The sequence below is a fragment of the Paraburkholderia sp. BL18I3N2 genome (genome assembly GCF_003001875.1).
Taxonomy (GTDB): Bacteria; Pseudomonadota; Gammaproteobacteria; order Burkholderiales; family Burkholderiaceae; genus Paraburkholderia; species Paraburkholderia phytofirmans.
The window spans coordinates 292,047-307,955 of sequence record NZ_PVNC01000001.1 but is presented as its reverse complement, the minus strand read 5'-3'; the positions used below and the strand labels follow the sequence as shown (position 1 = coordinate 307,955).

General features: G+C 60.5%; 13 protein-coding genes. 7 read left to right on the top strand and 6 right to left on the bottom strand.

Annotated elements, in window-relative coordinates; genetic code table 11:
- Positions 1 to 11 precede the first annotated feature (11 nt).
- From B0G75_RS01405 to B0G75_RS01395, 3 genes are all read left to right on the top strand, one after another.
- Positions 12 to 1,529 carry a DHA2 family efflux MFS transporter permease subunit gene (locus B0G75_RS01405; protein ID WP_106299936.1) on the top strand — a complete coding sequence of 506 codons (1,518 nt, stop codon included), beginning with the start codon at positions 12 to 14 and terminating at the stop codon, positions 1,527 to 1,529.
- An 85-nt stretch (positions 1,530 to 1,614) separates the two neighbouring features.
- Entirely contained in the window at positions 1,615 to 2,448 is an 834-nt protein-coding gene (locus B0G75_RS01400) for an AraC family transcriptional regulator (RefSeq protein WP_106299934.1), read from the top strand.
- Positions 2,449 to 2,606: 158 nt separating this feature from the next.
- A complete protein-coding gene (locus tag B0G75_RS01395; protein ID WP_106299932.1) occupies positions 2,607 to 3,605 on the top strand; it encodes a dienelactone hydrolase in 999 nt (332 codons plus the stop codon).
- Positions 3,606 to 3,775: 170 nt separating this feature from the next.
- Here the strand turns inward: B0G75_RS01395 and ald are convergent, their stop codons facing one another.
- The 3 genes from ald to B0G75_RS01380 all read right to left on the bottom strand — a co-directional run bounded on the left by ald (position 3,776) and on the right by B0G75_RS01380 (position 6,969).
- A complete protein-coding gene (ald, locus tag B0G75_RS01390; RefSeq protein WP_106299930.1) occupies positions 3,776 to 4,894 on the bottom strand; it encodes an alanine dehydrogenase in 1,119 nt (372 codons plus the stop codon).
- A 1-nt stretch (position 4,895) separates the two neighbouring features.
- Entirely contained in the window at positions 4,896 to 5,168 is a 273-nt protein-coding gene (locus tag B0G75_RS01385; protein ID WP_106299928.1) for a hypothetical protein, read from the bottom strand.
- A 361-nt stretch (positions 5,169 to 5,529) separates the two neighbouring features.
- The gene (locus tag B0G75_RS01380; RefSeq protein ID WP_106299926.1) at positions 5,530 to 6,969 is read right to left on the bottom strand and encodes a DEAD/DEAH box helicase; all 1,440 of its coding nucleotides are present in this window, start codon (positions 6,967 to 6,969) and stop codon (positions 5,530 to 5,532) included.
- Between the two features lie 167 nt (positions 6,970 to 7,136).
- Between B0G75_RS01380 and B0G75_RS01375 the strand changes: the two genes are divergently transcribed.
- The 3 genes from B0G75_RS01375 to B0G75_RS01365 all read left to right on the top strand — a co-directional run bounded on the left by B0G75_RS01375 (position 7,137) and on the right by B0G75_RS01365 (position 10,164).
- Entirely contained in the window at positions 7,137 to 7,349 is a 213-nt protein-coding gene (locus B0G75_RS01375; RefSeq protein WP_095423399.1) for a ParD-like family protein, read from the top strand.
- Positions 7,346 to 8,113, top strand: coding sequence for a type I methionyl aminopeptidase (map, locus tag B0G75_RS01370; RefSeq protein ID WP_106299924.1), 768 nt, complete (start codon positions 7,346 to 7,348; stop codon positions 8,111 to 8,113). The genes B0G75_RS01375 and map overlap by 4 nt, the downstream gene beginning before the upstream one ends.
- A gap of 386 nt (positions 8,114 to 8,499) precedes the next feature.
- Positions 8,500 to 10,164 carry an ABC-F family ATP-binding cassette domain-containing protein gene (locus tag B0G75_RS01365; protein WP_106299922.1) on the top strand — a complete coding sequence of 555 codons (1,665 nt, stop codon included), beginning with the start codon at positions 8,500 to 8,502 and terminating at the stop codon, positions 10,162 to 10,164.
- Positions 10,165 to 11,033: 869 nt separating this feature from the next.
- On the opposite strand, the gene B0G75_RS01360 is transcribed toward B0G75_RS01365, so the two are convergent.
- Positions 11,034 to 13,292, bottom strand: coding sequence for a xanthine dehydrogenase family protein molybdopterin-binding subunit (locus tag B0G75_RS01360; RefSeq protein ID WP_106299920.1), 2,259 nt, complete (start codon positions 13,290 to 13,292; stop codon positions 11,034 to 11,036).
- Entirely contained in the window at positions 13,293 to 13,820 is a 528-nt protein-coding gene (locus B0G75_RS01355; protein WP_106299918.1) for a (2Fe-2S)-binding protein, read from the bottom strand.
- 147 nt (positions 13,821 to 13,967) lie between these two features.
- Between B0G75_RS01355 and B0G75_RS01350 the strand changes: the two genes are divergently transcribed.
- Positions 13,968 to 14,864: a LysR substrate-binding domain-containing protein gene (locus tag B0G75_RS01350; RefSeq protein ID WP_106299916.1), complete on the top strand. Its 897-nt coding sequence runs from the start codon at positions 13,968 to 13,970 to the stop codon at positions 14,862 to 14,864.
- Here the strand turns inward: B0G75_RS01350 and B0G75_RS01345 are convergent.
- Complete coding sequence (locus B0G75_RS01345) at positions 14,861 to 15,748, bottom strand: LysR substrate-binding domain-containing protein (protein ID WP_106299914.1); 888 nt, start codon at positions 15,746 to 15,748, stop codon at positions 14,861 to 14,863. The two genes, B0G75_RS01350 and B0G75_RS01345, sit on opposite strands and share 4 nt — an antisense overlap.
- Between the last annotated feature and the right edge of the window lie 161 nt (positions 15,749 to 15,909).

The window sequence follows — 15,909 nt, the reverse complement described above, 5'->3', positions numbered from 1 at the left end:
GAGTCGCCTGCATGACCCATTCCATCCACGGCAACAAGCGCTGGCTCGCACTGATCGTGCTGTGCCTCGGCGTGCTCATGATCGTGCTCGATACGACGATCGTGAACGTCGCGCTGCCGTCCATCGCTGCGGATCTTGGATTCACCGAGACGTCGCTCGTGTGGGTGGTGAATGCGTATATGCTGACATTTGGCGGTTGCCTGCTGCTGGGTGGGCGGCTCGGCGATCTGTATGGGCATCGCAAGCTGTTTCTGATCGGCATCACATTGTTTACGCTGGCGTCGCTTGCTTGCGGGATTTCGAACTCACAAGGGCTGCTGGTGTGTGCGCGTGCGGTTCAAGGTGTAGCGGGCGCCATCGTCTCGGCGGTTTCGCTGTCGCTCATCATGAATCTGTTCACCGAATCCGGCGAGCGCGCGAAAGCCATGGGCGTGTATGGGTTTGTGTGTGCGGGCGGCGGCAGTATCGGCGTGTTGCTCGGCGGGCTGCTCACTAATCTGCTGAGCTGGCATTGGATCTTTCTCGTCAATCTGCCCATTGGTATTGCGGTGTACGCGCTCTGTGTCGCGCTGTTGCCGTCCGCGCGCGGTCATGCGCACGGCGAGCGGCTCGATGTGTCCGGCGCGGTGTCCGTCACCGTTTCGCTGATGCTGGCCGTGTATGCGGTGGTGAATGGAAATGAGGCCGGTTGGACTTCGGCGCAGACGCTTGGTTTGCTGTTTGCGGCGCTGGCACTGCTGGCCGTGTTCCTAGTGATTGAGTCGCGCGTGCAGCATCCGTTGATGCCGCTGGCTCTGTTCCGCTTGCGCAATGTGGCGACGGCGAATGTGGTCGGCGTGCTGTGGGCGGCGGCGATGTTTGCCTGGTTCTTTATCTCTGCGCTGTATTTGCAGCGTGTGCTCGGCTATCGGCCGCTGCAGGTCGGACTTGCGTTCCTACCCGCCAATCTGATCATGGGGTTCTTCTCACTCGGGCTGTCGGCGCGGGTGGTAATGCGCTTTGGGCTGCGCGTTCCGCTGGCCGTGGGGCTGCTAGTTGCGGCTTGCGGTCTTGCGTTATTCGCTCGCGCGCCGGTTGGCGGCAGTTTTGTGCTCGATGTCATGCCGGGGATGATTCTGCTCGGTTTCGGCGCGGGTATTGCGTTTAATCCGATGCTGCTCGCCGCCATGAGCGACGTCGATCCTGGCGATTCCGGGCTCGCGTCGGGTATTGTCAATACGTCGTTCATGATGGGTGGCGCGCTTGGGCTTGCGGTGTTGGCGAGTCTTGCCGCGGCGCGGAGCGAGGCGGTGCAGGCGTCGTCTGGAGATGCCGTGGCCGCACTGAATAGCGGGTATCACGTCGCGTTTTTGTTTGGGGCGATTTTTGCGGCGGTGGCGGGAATTCTAGGTGGCTTGTTGTTGCGCACTGGGCACGCGGGTAGTGCGGGTCGTGCCGGTGCGCATGAAGACGCTCACGGTCACAACACGACGGCAGCGGATGAACATTCCACCGCCACGGGCAACAAAGCGGCGACAGAAAACTACTGAACACCTTACCGCAAAACCGCAATCCCGATCAAACACCCCGCACCGGCGCTCGCTATGCTGGTTCCATGCTGACATGAGAGCCCATATGAATCCGGTTGGAAAAGCGCTGTGGTTTATCGAAAGCCACTTTGCCCACGAGTTGACGCTCGACGACATCGCCAACTGCGGATGCGTGTCGCGTTTTCACCTGGCGCGCGCCTTCGAAGCGGCCACGGGGTTTTCGGTGATGCGCTATGTGCGCGGGCGTCGCTTGAGCGAAGCGGCGCGTCGGCTGGCGGGCGGCGCACCGGATATCCTCGCGGTCGCCATCGACGCCGGCTACGGTTCTCACGAGGCATTCACGCGCGCGTTTCGCGAGCAATTCGGACTCACGCCCGACGCGCTGCGCGCGCGTGGCCATCTCGACAATCTCGCCCTCGTGGAGCCGATCAAAATGGACGAAACCCTGCTTACCCATCTCGAACCGCCGCGCTTTGAAGACGGCAAAGCGTTTCTCGTCGCGGGCCTGAGCGAGCGCTACACCAGCGAAACCTGTGCCGCGATTCCGTCGCAGTGGCAGCGCTTCGGCGACTACTTCGGCAAAGTGCCGGGGCAGGTCGGCAATGTGGCGTATGGCGTTTGCTATAACGCGGACGACAGCGGCAACATCGACTATCTGTGCGGCGTAGAAGTCAGCGACTTCTCGGCATTGCCTGCTGAGCTGAGCCGTTTGCGTATTTCGCCGCAGCGCTATGCGGTGTTTAGTCATCGCGAGCATATTTCAACTATCCGGCGCACCTGGAATACGATCTGGAATCAGTGGCTGCCGGCATCGGGACATATTCCTGCCGATGCGCCGAATTTTGAGCGGTATGACGAGAAGTTCGATCCCGTCAGCGGGATGGGTGGACTTGAGATCTGGTTGCCGTTGAAGAGTTGAGGAGCCCGCACGCTCGTCCCGGCGATGCATGTGGCGGGTAAATCGCCGGTAAGCCCGCTATCTGCTGGAGGATCGGCGCAATGCGACCGACGCGTCCCGCTGATACACCTGCTCGTTTCTCCGCGCCTGCTTTGCCCAATTCGGTTTGAGTGACGACAATGACGCAAACCGCCGTGAGATTGCTGGCCGTTGTCACCTTGCTTCTGGGTCTGGTGGTCACGCCCGTCTTCGCGGCCAACGTCGGGTTTGAGGAGGTCAAGATACCGAATGGCGTTGAGCCGCCGCTCATTGCCGGCATCTGGTATCCGACCGATGCGCCGGCGACGTCATACGCCTTAGGCAATTTCACCCAGACGGTGGCAGCGGACGCGCCCATCGCTGGCAATCACCTGCCACTCGTGGTGATGTCGCACGGCGGCGGAAGCTGGTACGGCGGGCATTACGATACGGCGCTTGCGTTGGCTCACGCGGGCTTCGTCGTGGCAGCGGTCAGTCACGCCGGTGACACTTTCGATGATCAGAGCCGCGTCCTACAACCCTGGCGCCGTCCTGCCCATCTTCACGCGCTGGTTGATTACACGCTCGACAAGTGGCGCGGGCACGCACAATTGGACGCGGCGCGCGTCGGCGCGTTTGGCTTTTCTAACGGTGGCTTCACCGTGCTCGTGGCAGCAGGTGGTGTCCCGGATCTTTCGACAATCGCCCCGTTTTGCGAGGCTCATCCGGATCACGATCTGTGTGAAGCCCTCAAGCATGCCGGCGTCGACCTCCATATCGGCGCGAGTGTCCCCGCCGGCGTCTGGGTCCACGATCCGAGCATCAAGGCCGTTGTCGTCGCCGCACCCGCGTTCGGATTTGCATTCGGCCCCGCAAGACTGCGCGGCGTTCGCGCTCCGGTCCAGCTCTGGAGCGCTGCCGACGATCGCCATCAGCCGCATCCCTACTATGACGAGGCCGTGCGCGACGACTTGCCCCACGCGCCCGAATATCACGTCGTTGCCAACGCAGGCCACTACGACTTCCTGCCACCCTGCGACGCGCGTCTTTCCAGGCTACGGCCGGAAATTTGCAACAGCCTGCCGGGGTTCGACCGCGAGGCGTTTCATGAGCAATTCAACGCCGACGTTGTGCGGTTTTTTGAGGCTACGCTGCGATAGGAAACTTATCGTCGTGCGTACGCCGGCCTGTACGTCGGGAAATCGGCCGAGACGCTTCAGTTCAATCTCGCAAGCGCCTCATTGCGTTACCGCTTGAAAATCCGGTGAGGTCGCACGTTGTGCGCCCTCACCGGAAATAGATTGCCCTCGGATTACCAGGCACGCGCTACTCAGGCTGCGAGCACCTCACTGATTTCCCAGCTATCTATCCCCAACGCGTCGCCGACCGGTTTGCAGGTGAGCCGCCCTTCATGCACATTCAGGCCGGGGCGCAGGTGCACATCGTCGAGCAATGCCTGCTTCCAGCCCTTGTTCGCGATGTCGACCACGAACGGCAGCGTGGCGTTGTTCAAGGCGAATGTCGACGTTCTCGCGACCGCGCCCGGCATATTTGCCACGCAATAGTGCACCACGCCGTCGACGACGTACGTAGGCGCGTCGTGCGTTGTCGGCCGCGAGGTCTCGCAGCAGCCGCCTTGATCGATCGCGACATCGACAATCACCGAACCCGGCTTCATGCGCGACAACATTTCCCGCTTGATCAACTTCGGCGCCGCCGCGCCGGGCAGCAGCACGCATCCGATCACGAGATCGGCCCGTTCAAGCAGCTCCTCGACTTGAGCCTGCACCGAGAAGACGGTCTGGATGGCGCTGCCGAACTGCACTGTCAGACGCTTCAGAACGTCGGCGGACCGGTCGACCACGGTCACCCTCGCGCCCATGCCGAGCGCAATCGTCGCCGCGTGCGTGCCGGACACGCCACCACCCAGAATCAGCACCTCTCCCGGCGGCACACCGGGCACACCGCCGAGCAGCACACCGCGGCCACCCATCGATTTTTCGAGGCAACGGGCGCCCGCCTGTGGCGCCAGCCGGCCCGCCACCTCCGACATGGGCGTTAGCAAAGGCAAACCGCCTGAACGCGAGGTCACTGTTTCGTATGCGATGCAGGTCGCACCGCTCCTGATCAGATCGGCTGTCTGATCGGCGTCGGCCGCGAGGTGCAGATACGTGAACAGGATCTGGCCGCGGGACAAACGTGCGCGCTCTATCGCCTGCGGTTCCTTGACCTTGACGATCAACTCCGCCTCCTTCCACAGACGCTCGACCGAATCCTGAATGCTTGCACCCGCTTTGACGTAATCGCTGTCAGCGATGCCTGATCCTTCGCCCGCGCTTTTTTCGACCGCGACGCTATGGCCATGTCGAACCAACTCGGCGACCGACACCGGCGTCAGACCAACCCGGTACTCCTGCGTTTTGATTTCCTTTGGTACGGCGATTTTCATTTTATGTCTCCTCGGAGTGGATCAGGCGCTTGCTTGTGGCAAGTGCGTTTGTGATCGCGTCGATTGCGCTTGATGGTGCATCGACGGTCCCGTTCGCCTCCACGTGGGTTAAATAAAGTGGAGGCGTGGAGTCCAGAATATCGCTTTGAAGGCTGGCCCGTCTAATGATGTCGTTGTCAAGAAGCGGCGCAGCAATGGGTGGGCTGAGTGCGAGCGTTGGGTTGAAGAAGATGCGGTCGATACGATTGGCGATCTGCTCCACGGCGGTCGGCATTCCCCTCACCGCGCATACCGCCCATGGTCGGGACTTCCGTCAGCGCATCGCGTAATGAGTTACTCGAATGACGGCGCGCGTTCAGCGTGTTTCCGACGCGGTGTAGTGAATCGATCAGCTTCAGCTTTGCCATACCTGCTGCTTTGCACAACGGGGGTGACGATCGGTTCACTCGTGCCTGGTTGGTCCGTTCTGTTCCGCGCCCTGCTCCGGCGCCCGTTAGATCTTGTCGCTGACAATGACGCCCGAGAGCGGCGCGCAGCTGGCCTTAGCCTCCTGGCGATTGTGATCAGGCCGGCGTATAGCCCTTTTCAGTCTGCCGTCATTTCTCGCTGGCATTACTCACCCCGCCTGATCCGGCTTAGCGTTTGCCGCGGCCGCCAGCGGGTTTGTCAGCCGGCTTACGTGAGCTCGCAGCTGGCTTGCTCGCGGGTTTGCCGCGCGGCTTTTGCACGCTGAATGGGCTATTGCTGGACAAGCGTGTGCCTTTGCCCGCGGCCACAGCGCGTTGCGCCGCAGGCTTGCGTTTGTTTTCGCCAATTTGCGGGCGCGGTTTCTTGCTGAGCACCTGCACGGCGCCCGGCGCAGCTTGCGGCGCTTTGGGCTTCTTAGGCTTCTTGGGTTTCTTGATGATCTGACCCGTCGCGCTAGTTTGCGGCACGCGGTGTTCGGCTTCGAAGCCCGGCTCTTCTTCACGACGCAGAGTTTGCCGAATCAGCGCTTCAATCGCGGCTAGTTGCGGCGCTTCATCGGCACACACAAGGGACACCGCCACGCCGCTGGCGCCCGCTCGGCCGGTACGGCCAATACGGTGCACATAGTCTTGCGCCACGATCGGCAGATCAACGTTGATCACCAGCGGCAGGTTGTCGATATCAAGCCCGCGCGCAGCCACATCGGTGGCTACCAGCATATTTACTTCGCCCGTCTTGAAGCGCTCCAGCGCACGCAGGCGCGCGGGTTGCGGTTTGTCGCCGTGGATGGTGTCGACCGAATAGCCCGCTTCATCCAGCATGGCCGCCAGGTAATCCACGCCGTTGCGGGTTTTGACGAACACCAGCGCGTGCTCCCAGTTGTTCTCGGCCACAAGGTGCATGAAGAGCTCAGGCTTGTTCTTTTTATCCACCGGCACCACCCACTGTTTGATCTTGCTGGCCGTGGCATTGGGCGGGCTGACGCTGATATTGACCGGGCCGCGCAAAATGCCCGCCGCCATGGTGCGGATATCATCGGTAAACGTGGCTGAAAACAGCAGGGTCTGGCGCTGAGCGGGCAATGCGGCAAACACGGCGTTGAGTTCACGCTCAAAGCCCAGGTCCAGCATGCGGTCGGCTTCATCCAGCACCAGCGTTTGTACTTCATCAAACTGCACTGCGTTCTGGCGATTGAGATCCAGCAAACGACCCGGCGTGGCAACGAGCACATCCACGCCTTTGCGCAACTTCATCATCTGCGGGTTGATACTTACACCGCCGTAGGCGGCCAGAAATCGTAAGTCGAGACCTTTGCCGTAAGCGATAAAGCTTTGCAGCACTTGTTCGGCCAATTCACGCGTGGGCACCAGCACCAGAACACGCGCGCGGTTGCTGGAGACCGCCGGGCCGTGTTGCACCAGCCGTTGCAACAGCGGCAGCGCAAAACCCGCCGTTTTGCCAGTGCCGGTCTGTGCCGCAGCCATGACGTCATTGCCATTGAGCACAGCAGGAATCGCCTTGGCCTGCACCGGCGTAGGTGTCTGGTAATTGAGGTCCTGCAAATTACGCAGCAAGGGATCGATCAGGCCAAGCGAGGCAAAAGACATTGGCGTATTCCGGGCTAAAGCTGCAATTCTAGCGGTTGCCGCGCGCAAGCCAACTCATCCTTTGTCGCTGATATCCACAAACCGTCGTACCCGCGGTCGCAAAGCGCTTGTCCTGTCAGATAGTTTGAATATATGATCCATATATGTTTCGTATATAAGGAGGTGACGTGGGCATTGTCAATATCGACGACGACTTGCACGATCAGATACGTAAGGCAAGCGCAGTGTCATGCAGGTCGATCAACGCGCAAGCGGCCTTCTGGATCAAGGTCGGCATGTTGTGCGAAATGAATCCAACGCTGAGTTTCAACGAGATAGCTACCCGTGAACTGAGAGCCGCAGGCGTTGTGGCACAAGCCGTCAAGGTGGCTTTGACATGACCAAGCGACCCGAAGAAATCGCATTGATGGCGGAGTCAGGCCAGTTGCTGGCGGATGTATTTGGCTATCTGGATCAAATGAGCCTGATCGGCATGTCTACCATGCAGGTCAACGATCTGGTCGATAGCCTCATCGTCAACGAACTCAAGGCGCGCCCGGCAAGCAAAGGGCAGTACGGCTACGCCTACGCGCTTAACGCGTCACGCAACAATGTTGTTTGTCACGGTGTTCCGTCCACGACAGACATCCTGCAAAGCGGGGACATCGTTAATTTCGACATTACGCTAGAGAAGAATGGCTACATTGCTGATTCCAGTAAGACCTATCTTGTCGGAGAGGTGTCTCTGCTGGCTAAACGGCTCGTGCAAGTGACCTACGAAGCGATGTGGAGAGGGATCAAGGCCGTTCGCCCCGGCGCGAGACTTGGGGATGTAGGTCATGCTATTGAACGGCACGCTCGCAGAAATGGCTATTCGGTCGTACGAGAATATTGCGGACATGGCATCGGGCGTGAAATGCACGAGGAGCCGCAAGTGCTGCATTGGGGTAAGCCGGGGACCGGTTTGTTGTTGCGGGAAGGCATGGTGTTCACCATCGAACCCATGATCAACCAAGGGCGACAATCTGTTCGAACCGAAGAAGACGGCTGGACGGTGGTCACGTGCGATGGGCAACTGTCGGCGCAGTTTGAACACACCGTGGCCGTGACGCAAAAGGGCGTACAGGTCTTAACACTACGATCCGAGGAAAGGGTGCCCAACTGATAGCTTGACGGCCGTGGGCCACGCATTTGGTAGAACAGTCCGTTCAATGTTCGATCGCTGATCGTCAACGCACATTCATTTGTCTATCATGAAGACCGACGTTGGCCGGAAGCACGCATTCGCCCCGGCCGCCGGAATGCCGCCGTTAATGAGTCCAACGTCCGCTCTAGAGCGCGTTCGCCGAGCCGGTGCTATCGGCCAGGACCCGTCGCTCACCGTCCGTTCGCTGGTCCCGCAGCCCGAACGCCCGGTGCGCCACTGCCCGCCTCGCTTTGCGGCCGAAGGGCGCCGCAAAGCGCAAGCCGTTCCTCACCCATCCGGCCAGAAAAGAACAGCCCTGTACGTCCGGTGGGCTATCATGCCTATCCTCTCCGAAGTAGCTCCTTATGATTTCCGTCCGTAATGTCACGCTGCGCCGTGGCATCAATGTCGTACTCGATAGCGCGTCTGTCACCTTCACTCCCGGCGAAAAGATTGGCCTTGTCGGCCGCAATGGCGCCGGCAAATCGTCCTTCTTCGGGCTTCTCAACGGCACGCTGCACGAAGACGGTGGCGAGTTCTCGATTCCCGCTGCATGGAAGATGGGCCAGGTCGCGCAGGAGATGCCGGAGACCGAGCAGAGTGCGACCGACTTCGTTATCGACGGCGACACCGTACTGCTGGCCGCGCAGGCCGAAGTAGCCGCCGCTGAAGCCAGCGACGACGGCATGCGCATGGCGCACGCCTACATGGCCCTGCACGACGCCGGTGCGCATGACGCCCCCGCGCGTGCCCAGGCGCTGATCCTGGGCCTTGGCTTCAGTGCCGCGCAGCTCAGCCAGCCGGTCAACAGTTTCTCCGGCGGCTGGCGCATGCGACTGCAACTGGCGCGCGCGCTCATGTGTCCGTCCGACTTGCTGTTGCTCGACGAGCCGACCAATCACCTCGACCTCGACGCGCTGGTCTGGCTGGAAGCCTGGCTCAAGCGCTATCAAGGAACCTTGGTCGTGATCAGCCACGATCGCGAGTTCCTCGATGCGGTGACGCAGGTGACGGTGCACGTCGACAACGCCAAGCTCGTGCGTTATGGCGGCAACTACAGCAAGTTCGAAGACATGCGCGCCGAGCAACTGCTGTTGCAGCAGGCCGCAATGGCCAGGCAGGCGGACAAGATCGCCCACCTGCAGAAATTCATCGACCGTTTCAAGGCCAAGGCCTCGAAGGCGAAGCAGGCGCAGAGCCGGGTCAAGGCGCTCGAACGCATGGAGAAGATCGCACCGGTGCTTGCCGATGCGGAGTTCACCTTCGAGTTCAAGGAGCCGCTCAACGTCCCGAACCCATTGTTGTCGATGCTGGACGCGAGCTTCGGCTACGCGGCGCCCACCGACGCACCGCCGGACACGCCGCCGACGGTCATCGTGCGGGGCATCAACCGGTCCGTGCTGGCCGGGCAGCGCATCGGCATTCTCGGTGCCAACGGCCAGGGCAAGTCGACTCTGGTGAAGACGGTGGCGCACGAGTTGGCGCCGATCGCCGGCGAAATCAGCGAAGGCAAAGGCCTGAACATCGGTTACTTCGCACAGCAGGAACTCGACGTGCTGCGTCCCCTCGACACGCCGATGGAACACATGATCCGCCTTGCCAAGGACACGCCTGCGCACATGCGTGCCCCCGGCCAGAGTGGCACCGAACAATCGCTTCGCACCTTCCTCGGCACTTTCAACTTCAGTGGCGACATGGTCCATCAGGCGGTCAGCACGATGAGCGGCGGCGAAAAGGCGCGGCTCGTGTTGTGCATGATCGTGTGGCAGCGCCCCAATCTGCTGCTGCTCGACGAGCCGACCAACCACCTCGACCTGGCCACACGCGAAGCGCTAGGCATGGCACTCAACGAATTCGAAGGCACAGTGATGCTGGTCAGTCACGACCGGTCGCTGCTGCGCGCGGTATGTGATGAGTTCTGGCTTGTCACCAAGGGTGGGGTCGAGCCCTTCGACGGCGATCTGGACGATTACCAGCAGTTCCTGCGCGACGAAGCCCGTCGCATGCGCGAGCAGGCTGCGGGAGAGTAGAAGGTTATCGCCTGAGTCAAACCTCTGGCAGTTCCAGTTTGGAAGCGGCTATAGCTCGTATCGAGTCGAAGGGGCACTTAGGGCCAGCCGCGGTCCTTTGCGCAGTGCGCAGTGCGCAGTGCGCGGGTTCGAGGATTCGGGGGGACGGTGGTGTCGGGCAGAAGTCCGGCAGAAATGGAAGTTCGACAACACTCCGCAGATCGTTGACAACTGTGGGCCAATCAACGCTTTGTATGGGTTTGGAGAAATGTAAAGGCTCGTTGCTAACTAAACTGAGCTAACTTCTGGGGCGCTAGGATCGACAACAGTCTCAGCATCGTTGTTAAACCGCCGCAATTACTACAACTGCTCAGAATAAAAAAACTCACTAAACTCGCCGCTAGCATAGCCTTCGGTTTTGGCTTTGCAGGAGCTGCTCTAGCTGACCCCGCTGACGACCGGTTACTGGCAAGCCACCTTCTATCAAGAGGCTACTGGCGCCACCTATGTCTCGCAGGTCTTTGTTTTTGAGACTGACTAGCCGCAATAACCAAGCGGCGCTTCTTGTCAACAACTGGTGCCGTAGCGCTATAGGGTCTTTCGGGTAGCCGGACACAAATCGACGGTTAGTGTCTGCGCTATCCGACCGACTGCGCCTGCTGCATTTTCGCCCTTGGCCTAGAACGTCCGTTTCCGGGAAGCGCAAAGGGCCGAAGTGGGCCGAAAATACGCATTCGTCGAAGTTATAGCGGCCGTTCGCGATTGCCGCTGCCGAACGACCGCTGTGCTGCAGTGAGCGGGCATGCCGACTTGCGCACACCAAGATAGCGGTCGCGTTACGCAATGTATCGCCCCTTGGAACACCCCCACGTGACCGCCCGGCCACATCCTCACGCCTTCGCTTTCCCGCCCATGTCCACCAACTCAAAAGGCGTCTCCCTCATCCGCTTCCCAGTAAGTCTAAAAACCGCATTCCCCACCGCCGGCGCCACCGAAGGACTAGACAACTCCCCCACACCGCCGAGTTTAGAGGTATCACCCTCCACAATCAAAATATCAACCTCCGGCAAATCACTCATCCGCATAACCCGATAACTATCAAAGTTCTTCTGCTGGATCTGCCCATGCCGAATATCAACCCGATCCGCCGTTGCATGCCCTAGGCCCCACATCAGCCCACCATAAAGCTGCTCCTCGACCCCACCTGGCGAAACCGCCAACCCACAATCCGCCACACAGGTCAGCTTCTCAATCACAACGCCATCCCCCTTCCGAGCCACCCGCGCCACCACGGCGACATAACTGCTATACGCCTGATTAGTCGCCACGCCCAAAGCAGTCCCAGCAGGCAGCGCCTTACCCCACCCGGCCCGCTTCGCCGCCTCCCGCAAAACAGCCTGATGTCTCGGATCCTTCATATGGGCGAGCCGAAACTCAACAGGATCTCGACGCCCCGCATGCGCGGCCTCATCCATGAACGACTCAACCGCAAACACATTCGGGATATAGCTCACCGCCCGATACCACCCAGTCGGCACACCCGTCTCATGCCGCACCCAACCAATATCCACATGCGGCGCCCCATAAGCGAATTCATACTTACTGATCGCTTCAGTGGTGCTGTAATCCATCCGGTCCGGCCGATCGAAGTACCCAGGCTCCCATTGTTCGGGCGAAGCAGGCATTACCGCGCGCAATTGCAACGTCGCCAAATTCCCGCGCGAATCAAGCACCGCCTTCGCCCGATGAAAACTCGCCGAGTGGTAGTAAAGCGCGCGCATTTCATCTTCACGGCTATTCATCAACTTGACCGGCTTTCCAACTTTCAACGCGAGCCACGTCACTTCAAAAAGCCAGTACTTCGACTCACGCGACCCAAAGCTGCCACCTGAAACAAGCTCATGCAGCACAACACGATTCGCAGGAATACCGCCGATCACCTCAGCCGCCTCCTGCGCCGTCGACGGCACTTGCAGCCCACCCCAATACTCAACTGAACCGTCCTTCCTGGCCCACGCGGTCACGTTAATCGGCTCGAGTGGACACTGCGCCTTATAAGGCATCGAATAAGAAGCCTCAATCACCCGCGACCCATGCGGAAACGCCGTCTTCAAATCGCCACTCTGAATAGTCGGCACCACCCGTGCCGCAGGATCGTCGAGCCACGCTGCCTGATGAGCGGCAAGCGTGCTGCTATCGAAAGTCTCAAGCGGACTGTCTTCCCACTCCACATGCAACGCCGCCTGCCCCTTATGCGCGGACCAATAATCATCGGCCAATACAGCAACACCCGCCTGATTGCCGCCGAGAATGTCGGGCCGACCAGGAATCTGCAACACCTGCCGCACACCCGGCACGGCCAACGCGGCTTTAGCATCCACACTGCGCACGCGCGCATCGATCACCGGTGCTCGCGTAACGACCGCGACCAGCATGCCCGGCAACGACACGTCGATGCTGTACGGAAACGCGCCCCTCGCCTTCTCCGCGGCGCCGCGTTTCTTCCTCAATTTGCCGATGTATTTGAACTGCGACGGGTCTTTCAGCACGACGTCTTTCGGCGCGGACATTTGCGCAGCGACCCGCGCAAGCGACCCATAGTTCGCGCGCTCGCCGTTGGCTTGATTGACCACGAAACCGTTTTCCGTCGAACACGTCGACGGCGCCACATTCCATTGTTTTGCCGCAGCAGCAATCAACATGGCGCGCGCGGTCGCACCCGCACGTCGCAAGCGCTCGTATTCCAACGAGACGCTCGTACTCCCGCCCGTCGAAAACACCTTCCACAACGGATGAATGTAGTCGCCGTAAAACGGATCCTCCGGCGTGATCACGTCGACGCGAAACAGATCGACGTCAAGCTCTTCCGCGACCATCGCAGCGAGCGCGGTACGCGTGCCCGTGCCGGAATCGTGTTTATGGACGACGAGCTTGATCGTATCGTCCGGCAGCACGCGCACCCACGCATTCGGTTCGAATTCACCGGCTTGCGGTTTGGGGTCACCGCTTTTGTCGTCGCCCTTGGCGAAGGCTTCGGGCAACTGGAAGCCGATCGCGAGACCCGAGGCCAACAACGCTGAACTCTGTTTGATAAACCGACGACGCGCAGCGCCGCGAGCGCTGGTGAACACCTCTTTGTCGTTGTACATTCAGGCCTCCTCTTTCTTGACATAGGACGAGCAGGCCGCCGCACATTCATGCACATCCACAGCCGCCAACGCAGGATCGCCCGACGCCGCGCGCTTGATCGCCTTTCGAATCCGCGAGTAGGTTCCGCATCGACAGATGTTGCCCGACATCGCCGTCGTGATGGTTTCGTCGTTGACGGTCGGTTTGTCCTTAAGAAACGCAGCCGCCTGCATCAACTGGCCGGACTGGCAGTAGCCGCATTGCGGCACATCCTCCGCGACCCATGCGAGTTGCAGCGGATGCCGTCCATCGTTCGACAACCCTTCTATCGTCGTAATGCGTTTGCCGGCCACGGCCACAGCGGGCAGCAAACAGGAGCGCACCGCCTCGCCTTCCAGATGCACCGTGCACGCGCCGCAAAAGCCGCCGCCGCAGCCGAATTTCGTACCGGTCAATTTGAGGCGGTCGCGCAACACCCACAATAGGGGCATGTCTTCCGGTACATTGTCGAGCGAGTGCCGCGTGTCGTTGACCACGATCTCGATCATGCGCTGTCTCCTGAATGTCGTTGTGCGGCGCGGCGCGTGCATGAGTGGATGCGTGACAAGGGCCGCGTGCTTGCGGCCATTATTGAAAGCCGTTAAGCGCGACGCCAGCGACCATTTCTTCCACCGTCTGTAAGTCCGGCTAACACCATGTTGAAGCGCTATCCGTCCATTCAGTCGATGCAGGCCTTCCTGCAGGCCGCGCGTGTCGGCAGCTTTTCGAGCGCGGCGCGGCAGTTGTCGCTTACACATAGCGCGATCAGCCAGCAGATCCGCACGCTCGAAGAGTTCGTCGGCCAGCCGCTCTTCGTGCGTGAAAGCGGCCGTGTGGTGCTGACGGACGCAGGCGTGCTGTTTGCGAATCAGTTGGGGGACGGCTTCGAGCAGATCGATCGTGCGTTGTCGTCGGTGAAAGAGCGCACGGTCAAGCAATCCATTACGCTGGACGTCGATCCCGAACTAGCGCAGAGCTGGCTGGTGGCGCGTTTGCCCGCATTGCTCGGCGCGCTGACCGGCACGTCGCTCACGGTGTTGTCAACGCCGCGTCATGACCGCAGCGCGTTTGAGCGCGTCGATATTGCGTTGCGGTACGGGTATGGCGAATGGGACGGCTTCGACAACGCACTCATTTGCGGCGACCGTCTGACGGCGGTGGGTTCGCCTTCGCTATTGCAGGCACGCGGCCTCAGCGTGCCACTCACGCCTGAGCAGCTATTGGATTTGCCGCTGCTCGGCTATACGAAGCGTTCGTGGATTCCCTGGCTTGCCGCAGCGGGCCTGTCCGAGGTCGAGCCCGACGCAGTAGCGGTTTTCGACAACGCAGCCGGCTTGATCGCAGCTGCGAGCGCGGGCGTAGGCGCGGGTTTGGCGCGCGGCCTGCTCGCCGCCGACGCGCAACGAAACGGCAGTCTGGTCGAACTCACGCAAGTGGAAATTCCAACGCACTATAACCTTTACGCCGTGTGGCCGCGTGAGAAAACCGAACGCGTGGCGCCGCTAATCGACGTGATCCGCGACCTGGTCGCGCAAACCAAAAGCACGCGTTAGATCGTACTAGACGCCACTTCCCGCACGGTATCGAGAAACAGCGACAACACCGGCGAAGGCGTCTCGGCACGATAGCGCGCGTGCAGAGACACTTCGGGACGCGGCGCGGCCACCGGCACAAACGCAACGCCACCCGTCGACAACTGCCGCGCGGAAGAAGGCAGCAGTGCCACACCCAACCCTTCCCGCACGAGGCACAACAGCGTATGCACCTCGACCACTTCCTGTTCGATCCGCGGTGTAAATCCTGCCTCGACGCAACAGTCCTGTAGAAAGCGCGCCAGTTGCGACTGCCGCAAACCGAACGACACAAAGCGCTCGGCCTCCAACTCCCGCAACGCAATCTCCCCACGCGACGCCAGCGCATGCCCCAACGGCAACGCCACCACCGCCGACTCGCGCATCACTACTTCGCTGCGAATCTCGGGGTCTTCATGCGAAACGCGGAAGAAACACACATCGAGCCGCCGTTCCTTCAACGCGAGAATCTGCGCGGCCGGTGTCATTTCATGCAGCGTCCACCGCACTTGCGGATGCTTCTCCGCGAATATCCGCAGCGCGCGCGGAATCGGCTCGACCATCGCCGAACTGATGATGTCAATCTCGAGACTCCCCACCTCGCCACGTCCCGCGCAACGCGTCAGATCGATCGCGCGTTCGAACTGAGCGAAGATCAACGGCACTTGTTCTTTAAGTGTTTTCCCTGCCTCGGTGAGTTCGACACGGTGCTGCGAGCGTGTGAACAACGCGGTGCCCATCTCTTCTTCGAGGATGCGAATCTGCTGACTCAGCGGCGGCTGGGAAATGTGCAGCCGCGCGGCTGCCCGGCCGAAATGCAGTTCGTCGGCAAGCACCGCGAAGTAACGCAACAGCCGGATGTCCATATCGCAAACGTATCAAGATTGTGGTTAAAAAATATTGTACAGAGCGTTTTTATCTTGTGAGACTGCATCGCAAGCAGCAGTGCACATCAGTGTGACACTCGATGCCGGCGAGGGGAAGGCACTCAAAAACAGCGCCTTGCAAAGGGCCGCATGGGCAAGCC

Excerpts from the sequence above, each read along its gene's own strand:
- B0G75_RS01405 (WP_106299936.1), top strand. The coding sequence starts at position 12 with ATGACCCATTCCATCCACGGCAACAAGCGCTGGCTCGCACTGATCGTG.
- B0G75_RS01400 (WP_106299934.1), top strand. The coding sequence starts at position 1,615 with ATGAATCCGGTTGGAAAAGCGCTGTGGTTTATCGAAAGCCACTTTGCC.
- B0G75_RS01350 (WP_106299916.1), top strand. The coding sequence starts at position 13,968 with ATGTTGAAGCGCTATCCGTCCATTCAGTCGATGCAGGCCTTCCTGCAG.
- ald (WP_106299930.1), bottom strand. The coding sequence starts at position 4,894 with ATGAAAATCGCCGTACCAAAGGAAATCAAAACGCAGGAGTACCGGGTT.
- B0G75_RS01360 (WP_106299920.1), bottom strand. The coding sequence starts at position 13,292 with ATGTACAACGACAAAGAGGTGTTCACCAGCGCTCGCGGCGCTGCGCGT.
- B0G75_RS01355 (WP_106299918.1), bottom strand. The coding sequence starts at position 13,820 with ATGATCGAGATCGTGGTCAACGACACGCGGCACTCGCTCGACAATGTA.
- B0G75_RS01345 (WP_106299914.1), bottom strand. The coding sequence starts at position 15,748 with ATGGACATCCGGCTGTTGCGTTACTTCGCGGTGCTTGCCGACGAACTG.
- B0G75_RS01385 (WP_106299928.1), bottom strand. The coding sequence starts at position 5,168 with ATGCCGACCGCCGTGGAGCAGATCGCCAATCGTATCGACCGCATCTTC.
- map (WP_106299924.1), top strand. The coding sequence starts at position 7,346 with ATGACCAAGCGACCCGAAGAAATCGCATTGATGGCGGAGTCAGGCCAG.
- B0G75_RS01395 (WP_106299932.1), top strand. The coding sequence starts at position 2,607 with ATGACGCAAACCGCCGTGAGATTGCTGGCCGTTGTCACCTTGCTTCTG.
- B0G75_RS01380 (WP_106299926.1), bottom strand. The coding sequence starts at position 6,969 with ATGTCTTTTGCCTCGCTTGGCCTGATCGATCCCTTGCTGCGTAATTTG.
- B0G75_RS01365 (WP_106299922.1), top strand. The coding sequence starts at position 8,500 with ATGATTTCCGTCCGTAATGTCACGCTGCGCCGTGGCATCAATGTCGTA.